13 protein-coding genes and 1 tRNA gene are annotated in these 13,584 nt (G+C 68.9%); 6 read left to right on the forward strand and 8 right to left on the reverse strand.

From position 1 onward, the window contains the following. Nucleotides 1-70 precede the first annotated feature (70 nt). The 4 genes from pepN (at nt 71) to FNH21_RS00580 (ending at nt 4,797) form a co-directional block, all read left to right on the forward strand. On the forward strand, nt 71-2,623 hold the full coding sequence (gene pepN, locus FNH21_RS00565) for an aminopeptidase N (protein ID WP_152813724.1): 2,553 nt from the start codon (nt 71-73) through the stop codon (nt 2,621-2,623). 169 nt (nt 2,624-2,792) lie between these two features. Next, nucleotides 2,793-3,278, forward strand: coding sequence for an OsmC family protein (locus tag FNH21_RS00570; protein WP_152811556.1), 486 nt, complete (start codon nt 2,793-2,795; stop codon nt 3,276-3,278). Between the two features lie 122 nt (nt 3,279-3,400). After that, nucleotides 3,401-4,162 (forward strand): mechanosensitive ion channel family protein, encoded by a 762-nt coding sequence (locus FNH21_RS00575; protein ID WP_191931466.1) that lies wholly within the window; start codon nt 3,401-3,403, stop codon nt 4,160-4,162. A 221-nt stretch (nt 4,163-4,383) separates the two neighbouring features. After that, a complete protein-coding gene (locus FNH21_RS00580) occupies nt 4,384-4,797 on the forward strand; it encodes a globin (protein ID WP_152813726.1) in 414 nt (137 codons plus the stop codon). A 246-nt stretch (nt 4,798-5,043) separates the two neighbouring features. Here the strand turns inward: FNH21_RS00580 and FNH21_RS00585 are convergent, their stop codons facing one another. Both FNH21_RS00585 and FNH21_RS00590 read right to left on the reverse strand, forming a co-directional pair. Continuing rightward, nucleotides 5,044-5,736 carry a DUF8185 domain-containing protein gene (locus FNH21_RS00585; RefSeq protein ID WP_338403097.1) on the reverse strand — a complete coding sequence of 231 codons (693 nt, stop codon included), beginning with the start codon at nt 5,734-5,736 and terminating at the stop codon, nt 5,044-5,046. Continuing rightward, nucleotides 5,720-6,184 carry an acyl-CoA thioesterase gene (locus FNH21_RS00590; RefSeq protein ID WP_152811558.1) on the reverse strand — a complete coding sequence of 155 codons (465 nt, stop codon included), beginning with the start codon at nt 6,182-6,184 and terminating at the stop codon, nt 5,720-5,722. The genes FNH21_RS00585 and FNH21_RS00590 overlap by 17 nt, the downstream gene beginning before the upstream one ends. 171 nt (nt 6,185-6,355) lie before the next feature. On the opposite strand from FNH21_RS00590, the gene FNH21_RS00595 reads away from it, so the two are divergent. Further along, on the forward strand, nt 6,356-7,330 hold the full coding sequence (locus FNH21_RS00595; RefSeq protein ID WP_152811560.1) for an acyl-CoA thioesterase: 975 nt from the start codon (nt 6,356-6,358) through the stop codon (nt 7,328-7,330). 160 nt (nt 7,331-7,490) lie between these two features. Here FNH21_RS00595 and ettA read toward each other — a convergent pair whose 3' ends face one another. The 3 genes from ettA to ssb form a co-directional block, all read right to left on the reverse strand. Further along, the gene (gene ettA, locus FNH21_RS00600) at nt 7,491-9,173 is read right to left on the reverse strand and encodes an energy-dependent translational throttle protein EttA (RefSeq protein ID WP_152811562.1); all 1,683 of its coding nucleotides are present in this window, start codon (nt 9,171-9,173) and stop codon (nt 7,491-7,493) included. 98 nt (nt 9,174-9,271) lie between these two features. Beyond that, on the reverse strand, nt 9,272-9,859 hold the full coding sequence (locus tag FNH21_RS16960) for a DUF6993 domain-containing protein (RefSeq protein WP_338403098.1): 588 nt from the start codon (nt 9,857-9,859) through the stop codon (nt 9,272-9,274). A gap of 57 nt (nt 9,860-9,916) precedes the next feature. Continuing rightward, complete coding sequence (gene ssb, locus FNH21_RS00610; RefSeq protein WP_152811564.1) at nt 9,917-10,501, reverse strand: single-stranded DNA-binding protein; 585 nt, start codon at nt 10,499-10,501, stop codon at nt 9,917-9,919. A 217-nt stretch (nt 10,502-10,718) separates the two neighbouring features. On the opposite strand from ssb, the gene FNH21_RS00615 reads away from it, so the two are divergent. Continuing rightward, entirely contained in the window at nt 10,719-11,204 is a 486-nt protein-coding gene (locus tag FNH21_RS00615) for a DUF6098 family protein (RefSeq protein WP_194718413.1), read from the forward strand. Nucleotides 11,205-11,298: 94 nt separating this feature from the next. Here the strand turns inward: FNH21_RS00615 and FNH21_RS00620 are convergent. From FNH21_RS00620 to mptB, 3 genes are all read right to left on the reverse strand, one after another. Further along, nucleotides 11,299-11,371, reverse strand: a tRNA-Arg gene (locus FNH21_RS00620). A gap of 81 nt (nt 11,372-11,452) precedes the next feature. After that, nucleotides 11,453-11,878, reverse strand: coding sequence for a DUF3224 domain-containing protein (locus tag FNH21_RS00625; RefSeq protein WP_152811566.1), 426 nt, complete (start codon nt 11,876-11,878; stop codon nt 11,453-11,455). An 82-nt stretch (nt 11,879-11,960) separates the two neighbouring features. Continuing rightward, nucleotides 11,961-13,481, reverse strand: a complete 1,521-nt coding sequence (gene mptB / locus FNH21_RS00630; RefSeq protein ID WP_191931722.1) for a polyprenol phosphomannose-dependent alpha 1,6 mannosyltransferase MptB — start codon at nt 13,479-13,481, stop codon at nt 11,961-11,963. Nucleotides 13,482-13,584 lie beyond the last annotated feature (103 nt).

Consider the following 13,584-nt stretch of genomic DNA (forward strand, 5'->3'; position numbering starts at 1 on the left):
CGGAGCGCAGCGTAACCCGCATCACACGCGCCGTACCCGTACCCCACCCTGGAGGCGATCCTTGCCCGGTCTGAACCTGACGCGCGATGAAGCACGCACGCGCGCCGATCTGCTCACCGTCCACTCCTACGAGGTCACCCTCGACCTGACCCGCGGCGATCGCCTCTTCCGGTCGACGACCGTGGTCGCCTTCGACGCGCAGCAGGACGCATCGACGTTCATCGACGCCGTGACGGAGACCGTCCACCGCGTCGAGCTCAACGGTGTGAGCCTCGACCCCGCCGAGGTGGCCGACGGCGTCCGCATCCAGTTGCCGTCGCTGTCCGCGAGCAACCGGCTTGTCGTCGAGGCCGACATGCCCTACATGAACACGGGCGAGGGACTCCACCGCTTCACCGACCCGGTGGACGGGGAGGTGTACCTCTACACGCAGTTCGAGGTCCCCGATTCCCGCCGGGTCTTCGCCGTCTTCGAGCAGCCGGACCTCAAGTCCACCTTCCGTTTCTCGGTCACGGCGCCGTCGCACTGGGACGTCATCTCGAACTCCACCACCCCGGAGCCTGTCCAGGCGGTGTCCGCCGCCGACGGCGGGGCGGCGTCCACCTGGTATTTCGAACCGACCCCGGTCATGTCCTCGTACGTGACGGCCCTGATCGCCGGCCCCTACCAGTCCGTGCGCAGCGAGCTGACGAGTTCCGACGGCCGCACCATCCCGCTCGGCGTCTTCGCCCGCAAGTCCCTCATGCAGTACATGGACGCGGAGAACATCTTCGCGCTGACACGGCAGGGCTTCGCGTTCTACGAGGAGCAGTTCGGCGCTCCCTATCCGTTCGAGAAGTATGACCAGCTGTTCGTCCCCGAGTTCAACGCGGGCGCCATGGAGAATGCCGGAGCCGTCACCTTCGTCGAGACCTATGTGTTCCGCTCCCGTGTGCCCGACGCCACCGTCGAGCGCCGCGCCATCACGATCCTCCACGAACTGGCCCACATGTGGTTCGGTGATCTGGTCACGATGCGATGGTGGAACGACCTCTGGCTCAATGAATCCTTCGCCGAGTTCATGTCCACGCTGGCCGCCGCGGAGGCCACCGAGTTCACGCAGTCGTGGACCACCTTCGCCATCCTCGAGAAGGGCTGGGCGTACCGGCAGGACCAGTTGCCGAGCACCCACCCGATCGTGGCGCAGATCAACGACCTCGAGGACGTGCAGGTCAACTTCGACGGCATCACCTACGCGAAGGGCGCCTCGGTGCTCAAGCAGCTCGTCGCCTGGGTGGGCCAGGAGGAGTTCATGCAGGGTGTCCGCCAGTACTTCGCGAAGCACTCCTGGAGGAACACGGAACTGGCGGATCTCCTCTCCGAGCTCGAGGCCGCCAGCGGCCGGGACCTGAAGGAGTGGTCCGCCCTCTGGCTCGAGACTGCGGGCGTCAACACCCTGCGTCCCGAGTTCGAGACGGACGGGAACGGCGCCTTCAGCTCGTTCGCCGTCGTGCAGAGTGCCATCGAGGCCTTCCCCACCATCCGACCGCACCGCCTCGCCGTCGGCCTCTACGATCACGATGACGACGGTGCGCTCGTGCGGGTGCACCGGGTGGAGCTCGACGTCGACGGCGAGCGCACGGAGGTACCCGAGCTCGTCGGACAGCGGCAGCCGGCGCTTGTCCTGCTGAACGACGACGACCTGGCCTACGCCAAGATCCGCCTCGACCCGGCATCGCTGCGCACCTCGGTCCGCCACGTCAAGGACTTCAGGGACTCGCTCCCCCGGACCCTGGTGCTGGCCTCCGCCTGGGATGCCGCCCGTGACGGCGAGACCCCCGCCCGCGACTACGTGGAGCTCGTGCTGCAGAACATCGGTGCGGAATCGGACTCGTCGGTGGTGCTCGTCCTGCTGCGCCAGCTCGCCTCGACCCTGACCTTCTACGTCACGCCTGAGGACAGGGAGGCGATGGGCGATGCCGCGGCGGACAGCCTCCTCGAGCTCGCCCTGGCCGCCGATCCGGGGTCCGATGCCCAGCTGCAGTTCACCCGCGCGTTCTCCTCCCACGCCCGAACGTCGGCGCACCTCGACACCGTCGAGGCGATGCTGACGGGAGACACCGTGCCCGAGGGCATCACCGTCGACCAGGACCTCCGCTGGGAACTGGTGACGAGCCTCGTGGTCGGCGGCCGCTACGGGACCGCGGAGATCGAGGCCGAACTCGGACGTGATTCGACGGCGACGGGCGAGCTGGCCGCTGCAGCGGCCACGGCGGCTCTCCCTACCGCAGCCGCGAAGGACGCCGCGTGGTCGGCCCTCGTGGAGTCGACCGACCTGCCGAACGCCACGCAGCGCTCGATGATCTCCGGCTTCACCCGGGTGCACGACCGCTCGCTGCTCGAGCCGTTCGCCGACCGGTACTTCGCCTCGATCCAGGACGTGTGGGCAACCCGCACGCACGAGATCGCCCAGCAGATCGTCGTCGGGCTCTATCCGTCGCTGCTGACCACCCAGGACACCCTCGACCGGACCGACGCCTTCCTCGCCGAGCTCGGCGACGCATCACCCTCGCTGCGGCGACTCGTGCTCGAGAGCCGTGACGGCGTGGTCCGGGCGCTGAATGCTCAGGCGGCCGACAGGTAGTCACGACGCGGGTCGCGTTCCCTCGTGGCCGTGTATCCCGTGAACGGGGAGGACCGGACCGGTCCTCCCCGTTCACGTGTGAGGCCCGGTGACGCAGGGCAGGCGTCCCCCGTACCGCGGGCAGGGGCGCAGGTGGGCGGGCGCGAGGACGGCGGACTAGGGTCGGACCATGAACCTGCAGGAACACCGCTATTCCGCCCGCCTCCGCTGGACGGGCAACCTCGGTCCGGGTACCTCCGGCTACCGCTCCTACAGCCGGGACCACCAGGTGGAGGTGGACGGACCGGGCCTGCTGCTCGGCACGGCCGATCCCACCTTCCACGGGTCCCGGGACCGCTGGAACCCGGAGCAGCTCCTGCTGACCGCCGTCGCGCAGTGCCACATGCTCTCCTACCTCCATGTGGCGGTGAAGGCAGGAGTGGTGGTCACCGCCTACTCGGACACTCCCGAAGGAACCATGCGGCTCAACCGCGACGGCAGCGGGGAATTCACCGCGATCATCCTCCGACCGCATGTGGAACTCGCCGATGCCGACCACACCCCACTGGCGGACTCCCTGCACGCCGAGGCGAACCGCCTGTGCTTCATCGCGCGGTCGGTCTCGTTCCCCGTCCATCACGAACCGACCTCCTCAGGACCGGCTGGTGCGGTGTAGGAGCGGGCGACCGCCGACCGGGCCGCCGTCGCGGATGGGCCGTGGCGCGGCTGTAGCCTGTTAAGGCACCCCGCGCCTACCCCTCCGGGCGGACCACGCGCCGCCTGCTCGAAAGCGATTCCATGACCTTCCTCCCCTCCCTCGGCTACGGCGGCCAGATCCTCGGCGCCCTGATCGTCCTGATCGGCGCGCTGCTGCTCTGGCTCGTGGTCCGCTACCTGATCACCCGGGCCGTCACCCGGGTGCAGAACGGGTACAGCGTCTTCAAGAAGCCGCACTTCAAATGGGCCCAGCCGGCCCTCAGACCCTTCGACAGTGCGCGCCGCGTGCAGCGGGCCGAGACGATCGGCGGCCTCCTCTCCAGCGTCACCGCCGGCACCATCGCGATCGTGGCGATCCTCATGGCCATCGACACGCTGGGCTTCAACATCGGCCCGATCCTCGCGAGCGTGGGGATCGTGGGGATCGCGATCGGCTTCGGCGCCCGCGAAGTCATCCGCGACGCCTTCCTGGGGTTCTTCATCACCATCGAGGACCAATACGGGATCGGTGACACGATCGAGGTGGGCGACACCGTCGGTGTCGTCCAGTCGCTCGGTCTGCGCATCACCCGCATGATCGACGAGGACGGGGCCATCTGGTACGTCCGCAACGGCGACATCACCAAAGTGGGCAACCGCTCGCAGGGCGACTACGTGGCACCTCCCGCCGATCCCCCGGTCTCCCCTGCCGCCGACGCGGCGCCTGCCCCTGCTCCCGCCACGGCTTCCCCCGGTACCGCCCCTGCGTCCTCGCCGGCCGCCGTTGCTGCCGCTCCTGCGGCTTCCTCACCCGCAACCCTCGCCGCCCCTCCGGCGGCCTCCTCACCGGAGGGTCGGGCATGAGCGGCCCGACGCCCGACGGCGTCGCCGAGCCGCCGGCAGGTGCGGAGCCGGCCGGTCCGGACCCCGCGTCGCCTCCGCCGGAGCCGAACGGGCAGGAGCCGCGCCGACCAGGCCTACCGGAGCCGGAAGGACGCCAGTCGGACGGGCGCCCGCAGGGATCCCCGACGTCCGTGCCTCTCTCTCCGTCGGCCGGCGGTCGGGCCGCCCTCCCGGTCGAGCGGCTGGTCGCAGCCGGGCAGACCTTCAGCCAGCCCGAGTACACGGAGAACTTCTACGACGCCATCGGTGGCCATCCGACGTTCGTGCGCCTCGTCGACGCGTTCTACGACGGCGTGGCCGAGGACGAGGTCCTCCGTCCGATGTACCCGGAGCAGGACCTCGGACCCGCCAAGGAGCGGCTCCTGTTGTTCCTCGAGCAGTACTGGGGCGGTCCGAAAACCTACGGCGAGCAACGCGGCCACCCGCGGCTGCGCATGCGGCACATGCCGTTCCGCGTCGGGCCCGAGGCACGGGACCACTGGCTCCAGCACATGCGGTCGGCGGTCGACTCGCTCGACCTCGCTCCGCTGCACGAGGCCACCCTGTGGGACTACCTCGACCGGGCCGCCCACTCGATGGTCAACGCAGCCGACTGACAGTACCCCCCCTCCCCACACACAGCGGCCGAGAAGCGCCTTTCGTCGTCGCGCCCGGCGGCGGCCCCCGAAGGACCCGGTCCGGCACTACGTCGCGTCGCCTGACACTGCGTGACAGCGCCTGGGCCGGTTATGACGCGGGCCGCCGCTTGCCACGGGTGCATGTTGTGCCGGAGGTGCCCCCTTGTGAGCGGCGCCTACGCAGGCGCGCGCCCCTGCAGCCTGGCTCCCGCTCCCGACGCCCGGTCAGAAGAGCGCTGCGGCCCGGACCAGGATGTGGCCGCGGGTCGTGCTCACGCGGGACCAACGACCGTTCGTGTGTACCGTCGCGTCGCCCGCAGGATCGAGGAAGCCGAGGCTGAACGCACCGAACGCCGCTCCCGCGGCGACCGATCCCGGTACACCGTCGAGCTCCCGGCCCCACACCGCGGCGCGGACGCTGCTCACGACGGGTGCCCCTGCCCGGTCGGGAAGGCTTCTGGCCACCTCGCCGATACCGTCACGTGCAGCCTGCTCCAGGAAGCTGTTGGGGACCGAGCCGACGAGCGTCCAGCCCGATCGCGGAGGCAGGACGCCCGCCCAGGCCTCCGTGACCGTCACCGTGGGAAGGGTGAACGCCAGGTCGCCGTCCTGCATCCGGGCGAGGCGGTCGAGCACCGACCCGAGCGCGACGGTCGTGTCCACCGGACCGACCGGAGGCTCGGCGGCATCGAGCGCCATGGTCCTCAGGCCGAGGACCGTGGGTAACGCCTCGCCGAGGACGGTCGGGCCGAGGGTGCGGACGTACGCGGCGAGGACAGGACCCGAGACGACCAGGCGCATGCCGCCGTCGTCGTTCGCCCTGGCCCGTGCGGTGAATGTGCGGAAATCGGCAACCGTCGGGATGTCGGCGAATCGGAGCACGGGATCGGACACGACGTCGCTACCTGGTCCGCGCACGGCGGAAGGGGACGGGCTCGCCCTGCCACGATCCGAGGATGTCCTTCTGGGTCCCGGACAGGCGGACCGACCGGCCCGTGCTGCGACTCACGAGAACCATGGTGGTTGCTGCGATGGCACTGGTGACACTCCCCGCCGACTCGATGCGGTCCCGCACCGCGTAGCCGAGGTCGAAGCTGGACACCCCGACCGCTGTGGTCCAGAGATCCACGGCCGCCGGGACCGTGCTGAAGTTGAGGGGCGCGAGGTATTCGATCTCCTGCCGGCCCACGAGTGTGTAGTGGTCCGGGTCGATGGTGTCCATGAAGGAGAGCCCGCCGGCCGGACGGCTCATGAGCTGCACGCGGGCGTCCTCGAGGAACTGGAAGTAGCGCACGTTGTTGACGTGGCCGTAGGAGTCCTCGTCGCCGAAGCGCAGGTGGAGGGGAAGGGTGTGGACCGTGGACATGACCTCATCCTCGCAAAGGCAGCCACACCGAATCCAATCCGCGGGCGTCGGCCACGGCGACGGCCGGAGGGCAAGCAGCCGTGTTGAGCGCTGCAGGGTCGGCGTCTACTGTCAGAAGACGTCAGGGAGCCTTCGCTCCCACAGCACCCGTCCCCGAGGAGACCCCGAACCATGGCAGAACACCGGCCTCGCGCGACCGCACCGCGAGCGGCAGGACCGTCCGGCGCGTCGGAGTCGCCCGGAGAGGACAACCCAGCGGGGTCGTCGGACTCCGTGACGGATCCCACGGCGGCTCTCCTCGATCTGCTCGACCTGAGCCCGGCCGAGGGTGCCCAGACGGACGAGGAGATCTTCGTCGGCACCTCGGCACGGCAGCCCAGCCGCAGGGTGTTCGGCGGCCAGGTCCTCGCGCAGTCCCTGGTCGCCGCCATGCGCACCGTCGAACCGACGCGCGACGTCCACTCGATGCACGGGTACTTCCTGCGTGCCGGGGACGCCGACAAGCCCATCACCTTCGGGGTCCAGCGCCTGAGGGACGGACGCTCCTTCTCCGCCCGTCGCACCCACGCCTACCAGAACGGCGTCCCCATCCTGTCCATGATCGCGTCCTTCCAGGAGCCCGACGACGGCGTGGTGCACCAGGATCCCATGCCGGCCGGCGTACCCGATCCGGAGGACCTGCCCACAACGGCGGACCTCCTCGGCGGGTTCGACCATCCGGTCGCGCGGGCTTGGGCCTACGAGCGCCCCTTCGACATCCGGCATATCGACGCGCCCCTCTATCTCACCAATGAGGGCTCGAAGGAGCCGCGGAACGCTGTCTGGATGCGCAGCCTCGGACCGATGCCGGACGATCCCGACCTGCACCGCGCCGCCCTCGCCTACGCGAGCGACTACACCCTGCTCGAATCGATCCTGCGGCCGCACGGGCTCAGCTGGATCCAGCCCGGCATGAGCGTGGCGAGCCTCGACCATGCCATGTGGTGGCACCGACCGGTGAGGGTCGACGACTGGCTCCTCTACGTGCAGAGTTCGCCGAGTGCGTCCGGTGCGCGGGGGCTGGCCGCCGGCCGCATCTACAACCGGGGCGGCGAACTCGTGGCCAGTGTGGCGCAGGAGGGCATGGTCCGCATCCCGCGGGACTGACCACCCGGCCAGGTCGTGGTGGGTCAGCCGTCCGGACCGGCGCGTCGCCCGGGGACGGAAGAGGGGCCCGGTCATCGGCCGGGCCCCTCGTCGTCAGCGATCGTCCACGCGCGACGCCGTCCGAGCTGTGTACACGCCCGACCGCAGTCGGGGATGTCCGTCAGTCGCGCGTCAGGCGGCGGTGCGTGACCCGGTGCGGCTTCGCCGCATCGGCGCCCAGACGCTCCACCTTGTTCTGCTCGTACGCGTCGAAGTTGCCCTCGAACCAGTACCAGTTGTCGGGGTCCTCCTCCGTGCCCTCGTAGGACAGGATGTGCGTCGCCACGCGGTCGAGGAACCAGCGATCGTGCGAGACCACGACGGCACAACCGGGGAACTCCAGCAGGGCGTTCTCGAGGCTCGAGAGCGTCTCGACATCGAGGTCGTTGGTCGGTTCGTCGAGGAGCAGGAGGTTTCCGCCCTGCTTCAGGGTCATGGCGAGGTTCAGCCGGTTGCGCTCACCACCGGAGAGGACGCCCGCCTTCTTCTGCTGGTCGGGCCCCTTGAAGCCGAATGCCGAGACGTAGGCCCGCGACGGCATCTCGACCTGCCCGACCTGGATGAAGTCGAGTCCGTCGGACACTACCTCCCAGAGCGACTTGTTCGGATCGAGGCCGCCACGCGACTGGTCGACGTAGGAGATCTTCACGGAATCACCGATGCGCAGCTCTCCGCCGTCGAGCTCCTCGAGCCCCACGATGGTCTTGAACAGCGTGGTCTTGCCGACGCCGTTGGGGCCGATGACTCCCACGATGCCGTTGCGCGGGAGGGAGAAGGACAGCCCGTCGATGAGGACGCGGTCGTCGTACCCCTTCTTCAGGTTGTGCGCCTCGATGACCTGGCTCCCGAGACGTGGGCCCATCGGGATCTGGATCTCCTCGAAATCGAGCTTCCTGGTGCGGTCGGCCTCCGCGGCCATCTCCTCGTAGCGGTTGAGACGCGCCTTCGACTTCGTCTGGCGTCCCTTGGCGTTCGAGCGGACCCACTCGAGTTCCTCGGAGAGGCGCTTCGACAGCTTCTGGTCCTTCTTGCCCTGGACCTCGAGACGCGCACGCTTCTTCTCGAGGTAGGTCGAGTAGTTGCCTTCGTAGGGGTAGAGGTGGCCGCGGTCCACCTCGGCGATCCACTCGGCCACGTGGTCGAGGAAGTAGCGATCGTGGGTCACGGCCAGGACGGCACCGGCATAGGACTTCAGGTGCTGCTCGAGCCACAGCACGCTCTCGGCGTCCAGGTGGTTGGTCGGCTCGTCGAGCAGGAGAAGATCGGGCTTCTGGAGCAGCAGCTTGCACAGCGCTACGCGTCGACGTTCACCACCGGAGAGGACGGTGACATCCGCGTCCGGCGGCGGGCAGCGAAGAGCGTCCATGGCCTGCTCGAGCTGGGAGTCGAGGTCCCATGCGTCCGCGGCGTCGATGGCCTCCTGCAGCTTGCCCATCTCGTCCAGCAGTGTGTCGTAGTCCGCGTCCGGGTTCGCCATCTCGTCGGAGATCTCGTTGAAGCGCTGGATCTTGCCGTAGATCTCGCCCACGCCCTCCTGGACGTTGCCGAGGACGGTCTTCTCCTCGTTGAGCGGAGGCTCCTGCAGGAGGATCCCCACGCTGTAGCCCGGTGACAGGCGGGCTTCACCGTTCGAGGGGGTGTCCATGCCGGCCATGATCTTCAGGATGGTGGACTTACCGGCACCGTTCGGGCCCACGACGCCGATCTTCGCACCAGGGAAGAAGGACATGCTGACATCGTCGAGGATTACTTTGTCGCCAACGGCCTTGCGGGCCTTGGTCATTGTGTAGATAAATTCCGCCATGGTCCTAAGGCTAGTGCGTGCCGGGCGAGTTCTCCCACTCGACGGGACCTCTCCGCGCCATGGCCGGTCCACCATGACCTGCAGAGGGCCTCAGCAGGTCAGCGCTGATCCCCGACGAAGCAGAGGCCCGTGGCGAGGACCGGCAGCACGACCGCCGAGACGGCGCCCTCGCGCACCTCCCCCACGACGCATCGGTCCCCGATGAGACCGGCCGCCTGGATGGCGTCGACGTCGAGACCTGTGGGGGTCCGGTCGACCGACACCTCGATCCGCTCCGGGACGGCCCCCTCGTCGGCGAAGCCCCGCTCGATCGCCGCGCGTACCTGGTCCCGCGTCACCGAGTCCTGGCCGTCGGCGAGTGCCTGCAGGGAGGACCTGACGGCTTCCGCGACACCCATGGCGTCCCCGCCCTCCGTCGCCGTGGGGCTCGTCCCCTCCGGCGAAGGCACCGCGGATGTGGAACCGTCGGACGTGGAACTGTCGGAGGTGGAACCGTCGGACGGCGCACTCGCCGGAGCGCCGGGCGTCGGCGTGCCCTCCGCTGCGTCCGATGCCGGGCTGCTGATCGGCCCGGCGTCCGGATCGGGCGAGGCGGTGCAGGAGGTGACACCTACGGAGAGTGCCGCCGACACCGTGAGAATGCGCCACAGCGCGGACGGCGGTCTGATCGGGAGGCGGCGGCTCACGCCCTCATCCTGCCATGCGCCGGACCGACGGCCGCTCTCCCGCAGCGGAGACGGTCCCTAGAACGGCACGGACGTCGCGTCGACGAGGTCGTCGCTCGCTGTGCGGCTGTCCGTGGGCGCCGCACCATCCCCCGCACCGTCCGTCGCATCGGGTTCCGTCGCCGGGTCGAACAGCTCCCCCGTCACGGGATCGACGCCGTCCGGCAGCGCCCCGGCGCCGTCCTGGTCCGCGGTGTCCTCCGTCCGCGGGTCCTCGACCCCGGCGGGGGAATCGCTCCGGTCGGCGCTGGTCCGCCTGAAGTTCGCCGTACCCCACATGAGGTCGTGGCCTGCCGTATCGGCATCGATCTCGACCGACATTCCCGTGCGGCCGTCGGCGTTGATCCAGGGACGGACCTTGAGGCGACCGCTGACGATGACGCGGTCGCCCTTCTTGATACTCGCGCCGGCGTTGGTGGCGAGCTGGCGGAACATCGAGACGTAGTACCAGTTCGTGTGGCCGTCCACCCAGGCGCCCGTCTCCCTGTCGAAGCGTCGTTCCGTGGAGCAGATCCGGAAGCCCGTGATGGGCAGCCCGCTCTGCGCCAGGGTCAGACGGACCTCGGTAGCGACGTAGCCCCGCACGGTGATGATGTCGGTCATGGTGTTCCCTTCGGTTGAGGTGAAGTGCCGGGCACCCGGCCCGGGTTCAGTGTGGGACGATCTGCCATGCCGTCGGGGAGCGGCGAGCGCTATGTTGATAACCGGGGCGGTCAACAGTCGCCGATGCTTCCTAGCCCATCGATCCACGCCGTGGAAGTCATTCTGGGGTCGGAGCGACGTGTTGAACGGCCGGCGACCGGCTTCCTACCGTGGAGGCATGAACACCGCAGCATCCGTGGACAGCACCCACCCTCCTGCACCTGACGCCGCCCACGCCGGCTCCGACGCCAGGACGGAGGAGAGGGTCGTCGACAGCCTCGAGCATCTCGGCAGGGTGGTCGAGGACTCGGGTCCCGTCTATCTCCGCTACTCGTGCGGTTTCGCCGCGGACAGGACATCCACGAGCAGGGACGGGGAGAGCGGCCTGACGCTGCCCGGGCTCTCGGTCAACCCGCTCACCCCGGAGGACTGGTGGACGCGCCCCCTGGAGGACTGGCTCGCACGGCAGATCTGCCAGTACCGGCATCTCGCCGAGCAGGAGGAGCGGTACGCCTGGATCCTCACCGGGACGCCGATCGGGCGCGGACCGGACTGCGAGCCGCTGCTGACGGACGTGGTGCCCCTCGGGCGCATCAGCGATCAGCTGCTGCGCGAGGCGGGAAGGGTGTACGACGAGCGCTTCGACGCCGGGAACCGGCCGTAGCCCACGATCCATCCGGTCGGAGGGACCCGGCCGGCAGCGAAGGCGTCCCCACCAGGACATGGCAAGGGCCGGACGCGCGCGCCCGGCCCCGAAGTGCCCCCGGCAGGATTCGAACCTGCGACCAGAGGATTAGAAGGCCCCTGCTCTATCCCCTGAGCTACGGAGGCAGTACCCCGAGTTTACTATGGCTGCCCCGGGCCGCTCGGGGTCCATGGTCATGGGCCTGCCGCGACCGGGCTGCAACGACATCATTCGTCGTCGACGGCGGCCGCGAAGGTCACGCGCAGTTCGAGGCGGTGCTGGCCGTCAGGGTCCTGCGAGTAGACGGCCTTCCCGGAGATGCCCCGCAGCCCGTCCGTACCGGATCCCGGGATGATGTGGCCGGAGCTCGCAGCGTCGGCACCCTCAGCGACCCCCCAGTGCTGCACGGTCATCGCGCCCGTCCGCTCGCCGATCGAGCCGATGAACTGCTCGGAGGCCACGTAGCCGGCTCCGACGTCGTTCCCGGCCATCAGCAGCTCGGCCGTGCTCGTTCCGCTGATTTCACCCTCGAACACTTTCGCGGCCCGCACGCGGGAGAGCTCGCCGGTGCTTCCGGGTTCGGAGTACGGCTCCGCGACCCACTCGCTGATCTCGTACTCGCCGCTGTACGCCGTCGTTCCTGTATCGGTCATCGGTCCAGTATCGCCGTTCCGCGCCTCCCCCGCTTGCGCACCCCCGGATCCATCCCGCCTCGACACGCCGGCCGACGTCGGATCAGTGCAGCTGACCCGGGGCAAGGGGGCTGTACCGCCGTCGGAAGAGCACCTTGGTGCTGCGGTCCAGGAACACGAGGTACAGCGCGAACCCGAGAGCGACGACCGCCGCCACCTGCCGCGCCACCGTCAAGCTGAGGTCGAAGTAGGGGAAGATGTCGAGCTGGTCCGAGATGGCGTACACCATGAAGAACGCCACCGTGAAGTAGAGGAACTTGACCTGCCAGTCGTCCCGGATGCCGGTCACGGCGAACAGAGGAATCAGCCACACGACGTACCAGGACTGGATCATGGGGGCCAGCAGCACGATGGCGGCGAAGGCGAACGCGAGTCGCCGGACGAGCCGGCTGTGGTCCCCGCGGAACACCTGTATCGCGATGATCACGAGCGAGGCGATGCGCGCAAGGGTGTGGAAGGCGTTGGCGAGGTCCCACCCGTTGAGGCCGACGGCGTTGCCGAGGGTGGCGATCACCAGCCCGATGAAACCGACGGGTGCGTACCAGATCCAGACGCTTCCCGGAGTGCTGAGCGCGCCGACCCAGCCGAAGCCGAACGTGTTGATGAGCCCCATGATCCAGAGGATGCCGAGACACAGTCCGGCCGTCATGAACCAGTAGAGGAACTTCCGCGGCCAGGAGGCACCCTTGCCTGCCCACATGAGCCCGACGAAGGGCAGGAAGATGAGGGTGATCGGCTTGACGCCGACGGACAGCGTGATGAGGAGGATCCCGAGCAGGGGTCGCTTCGTCGCGCACAAGTACAGCCCGGCCAGCGCCAGTCCGATCATCAGGGAGTCGTTGTGGATGGCGGCGACGAAATTGATGAGGAAGAGCGGATTGGCGACGGTGAGCCACAGGGCGCGGGTCGCGTTGATGGAGTGGAGTGCCGCGAGCTTCGGGACGAAATAGATGCACAGCGCGACGCCGAACAGCGCCACCACCCTGAACAGGATGATCGACGTGTCCGGATAGCCGCCCGTGACCCGGACGATGCCCTCCTCGATCCACAGGAACACCGGACCGTAGGGGGTCGGACTCTGCGCCCACAGGTCGTCCGCACCGATCTGCAGATAGTTGGAGATCTGGGAGTAGCCGTCCCGGTAGGGATTCAGCTTGGCGATCATGACCTGGCCCTGGGCGATGTAGGCGAAGACGTCGCGGCTGAAGAGGGGCAGAGACGCCGCGAGCGGGACGGTCCAGGCGACGATCGCCTTGAGCACGTACGGACGCGTCTCCTCGGACCACCCGTTCAATCGCTGCCCCAGGCGCAGCCAGGCGCGGATCAGCAGCATCCCGCCGAGCGCGAGGAGCAGGACCGAGAGCACCGCACCCACCGGTTCGAAGCGCAGCCAGATGATGACGGGGTTGCGCCGGAGTTCCACCGACGCGAGGGACAGCCATCCGACGCCGAGGGAGCCCATCCACATCAGCAGCGACCCGACGAACCCCTGCACGATCGCGACGTTCGGCCGGTTGGGACCCGGCTGCGTCTCGACCTGCAGTGCGGGGAGCTGGGCGGGCATCTGGGGGATCCAATCGTCGGCAGGCATGAGTCGGCGTCGAACGCCCATGTCCTCAGGCGGCCGGCCGGCGACGGCCTGGCGCGGGGCACATCGGTGCCCGTAC

Source organism: Arthrobacter bussei (assembly GCF_009377195.2).
Lineage (GTDB): Bacteria > Actinomycetota > Actinomycetes > Actinomycetales > Micrococcaceae > Arthrobacter_D > Arthrobacter_D bussei.

Bases quoted from the DNA above. Each gene is read 5' to 3' on its own strand.
- FNH21_RS00570 (WP_152811556.1), top strand. From the start codon at position 2,793: ATGAACCTGCAGGAACACCGCTATTCCGCCCGCCTCCGCTGGACGGGC.
- FNH21_RS00575 (WP_191931466.1), top strand. From the start codon at position 3,401: ATGACCTTCCTCCCCTCCCTCGGCTACGGCGGCCAGATCCTCGGCGCC.
- FNH21_RS00590 (WP_152811558.1), bottom strand. From the start codon at position 6,184: ATGTCCACGGTCCACACCCTTCCCCTCCACCTGCGCTTCGGCGACGAG.
- FNH21_RS00595 (WP_152811560.1), top strand. From the start codon at position 6,356: ATGGCAGAACACCGGCCTCGCGCGACCGCACCGCGAGCGGCAGGACCG.
- ettA (WP_152811562.1), bottom strand. From the start codon at position 9,173: ATGGCGGAATTTATCTACACAATGACCAAGGCCCGCAAGGCCGTTGGC.
- ssb (WP_152811564.1), bottom strand. From the start codon at position 10,501: ATGACCGACATCATCACCGTGCGGGGCTACGTCGCTACCGAGGTCCGT.
- FNH21_RS00615 (WP_194718413.1), top strand. From the start codon at position 10,719: ATGAACACCGCAGCATCCGTGGACAGCACCCACCCTCCTGCACCTGAC.
- FNH21_RS00625 (WP_152811566.1), bottom strand. From the start codon at position 11,878: ATGACCGATACAGGAACGACGGCGTACAGCGGCGAGTACGAGATCAGC.
- mptB (WP_191931722.1), bottom strand. From the start codon at position 13,481: ATGCCCGCCCAGCTCCCCGCACTGCAGGTCGAGACGCAGCCGGGTCCC.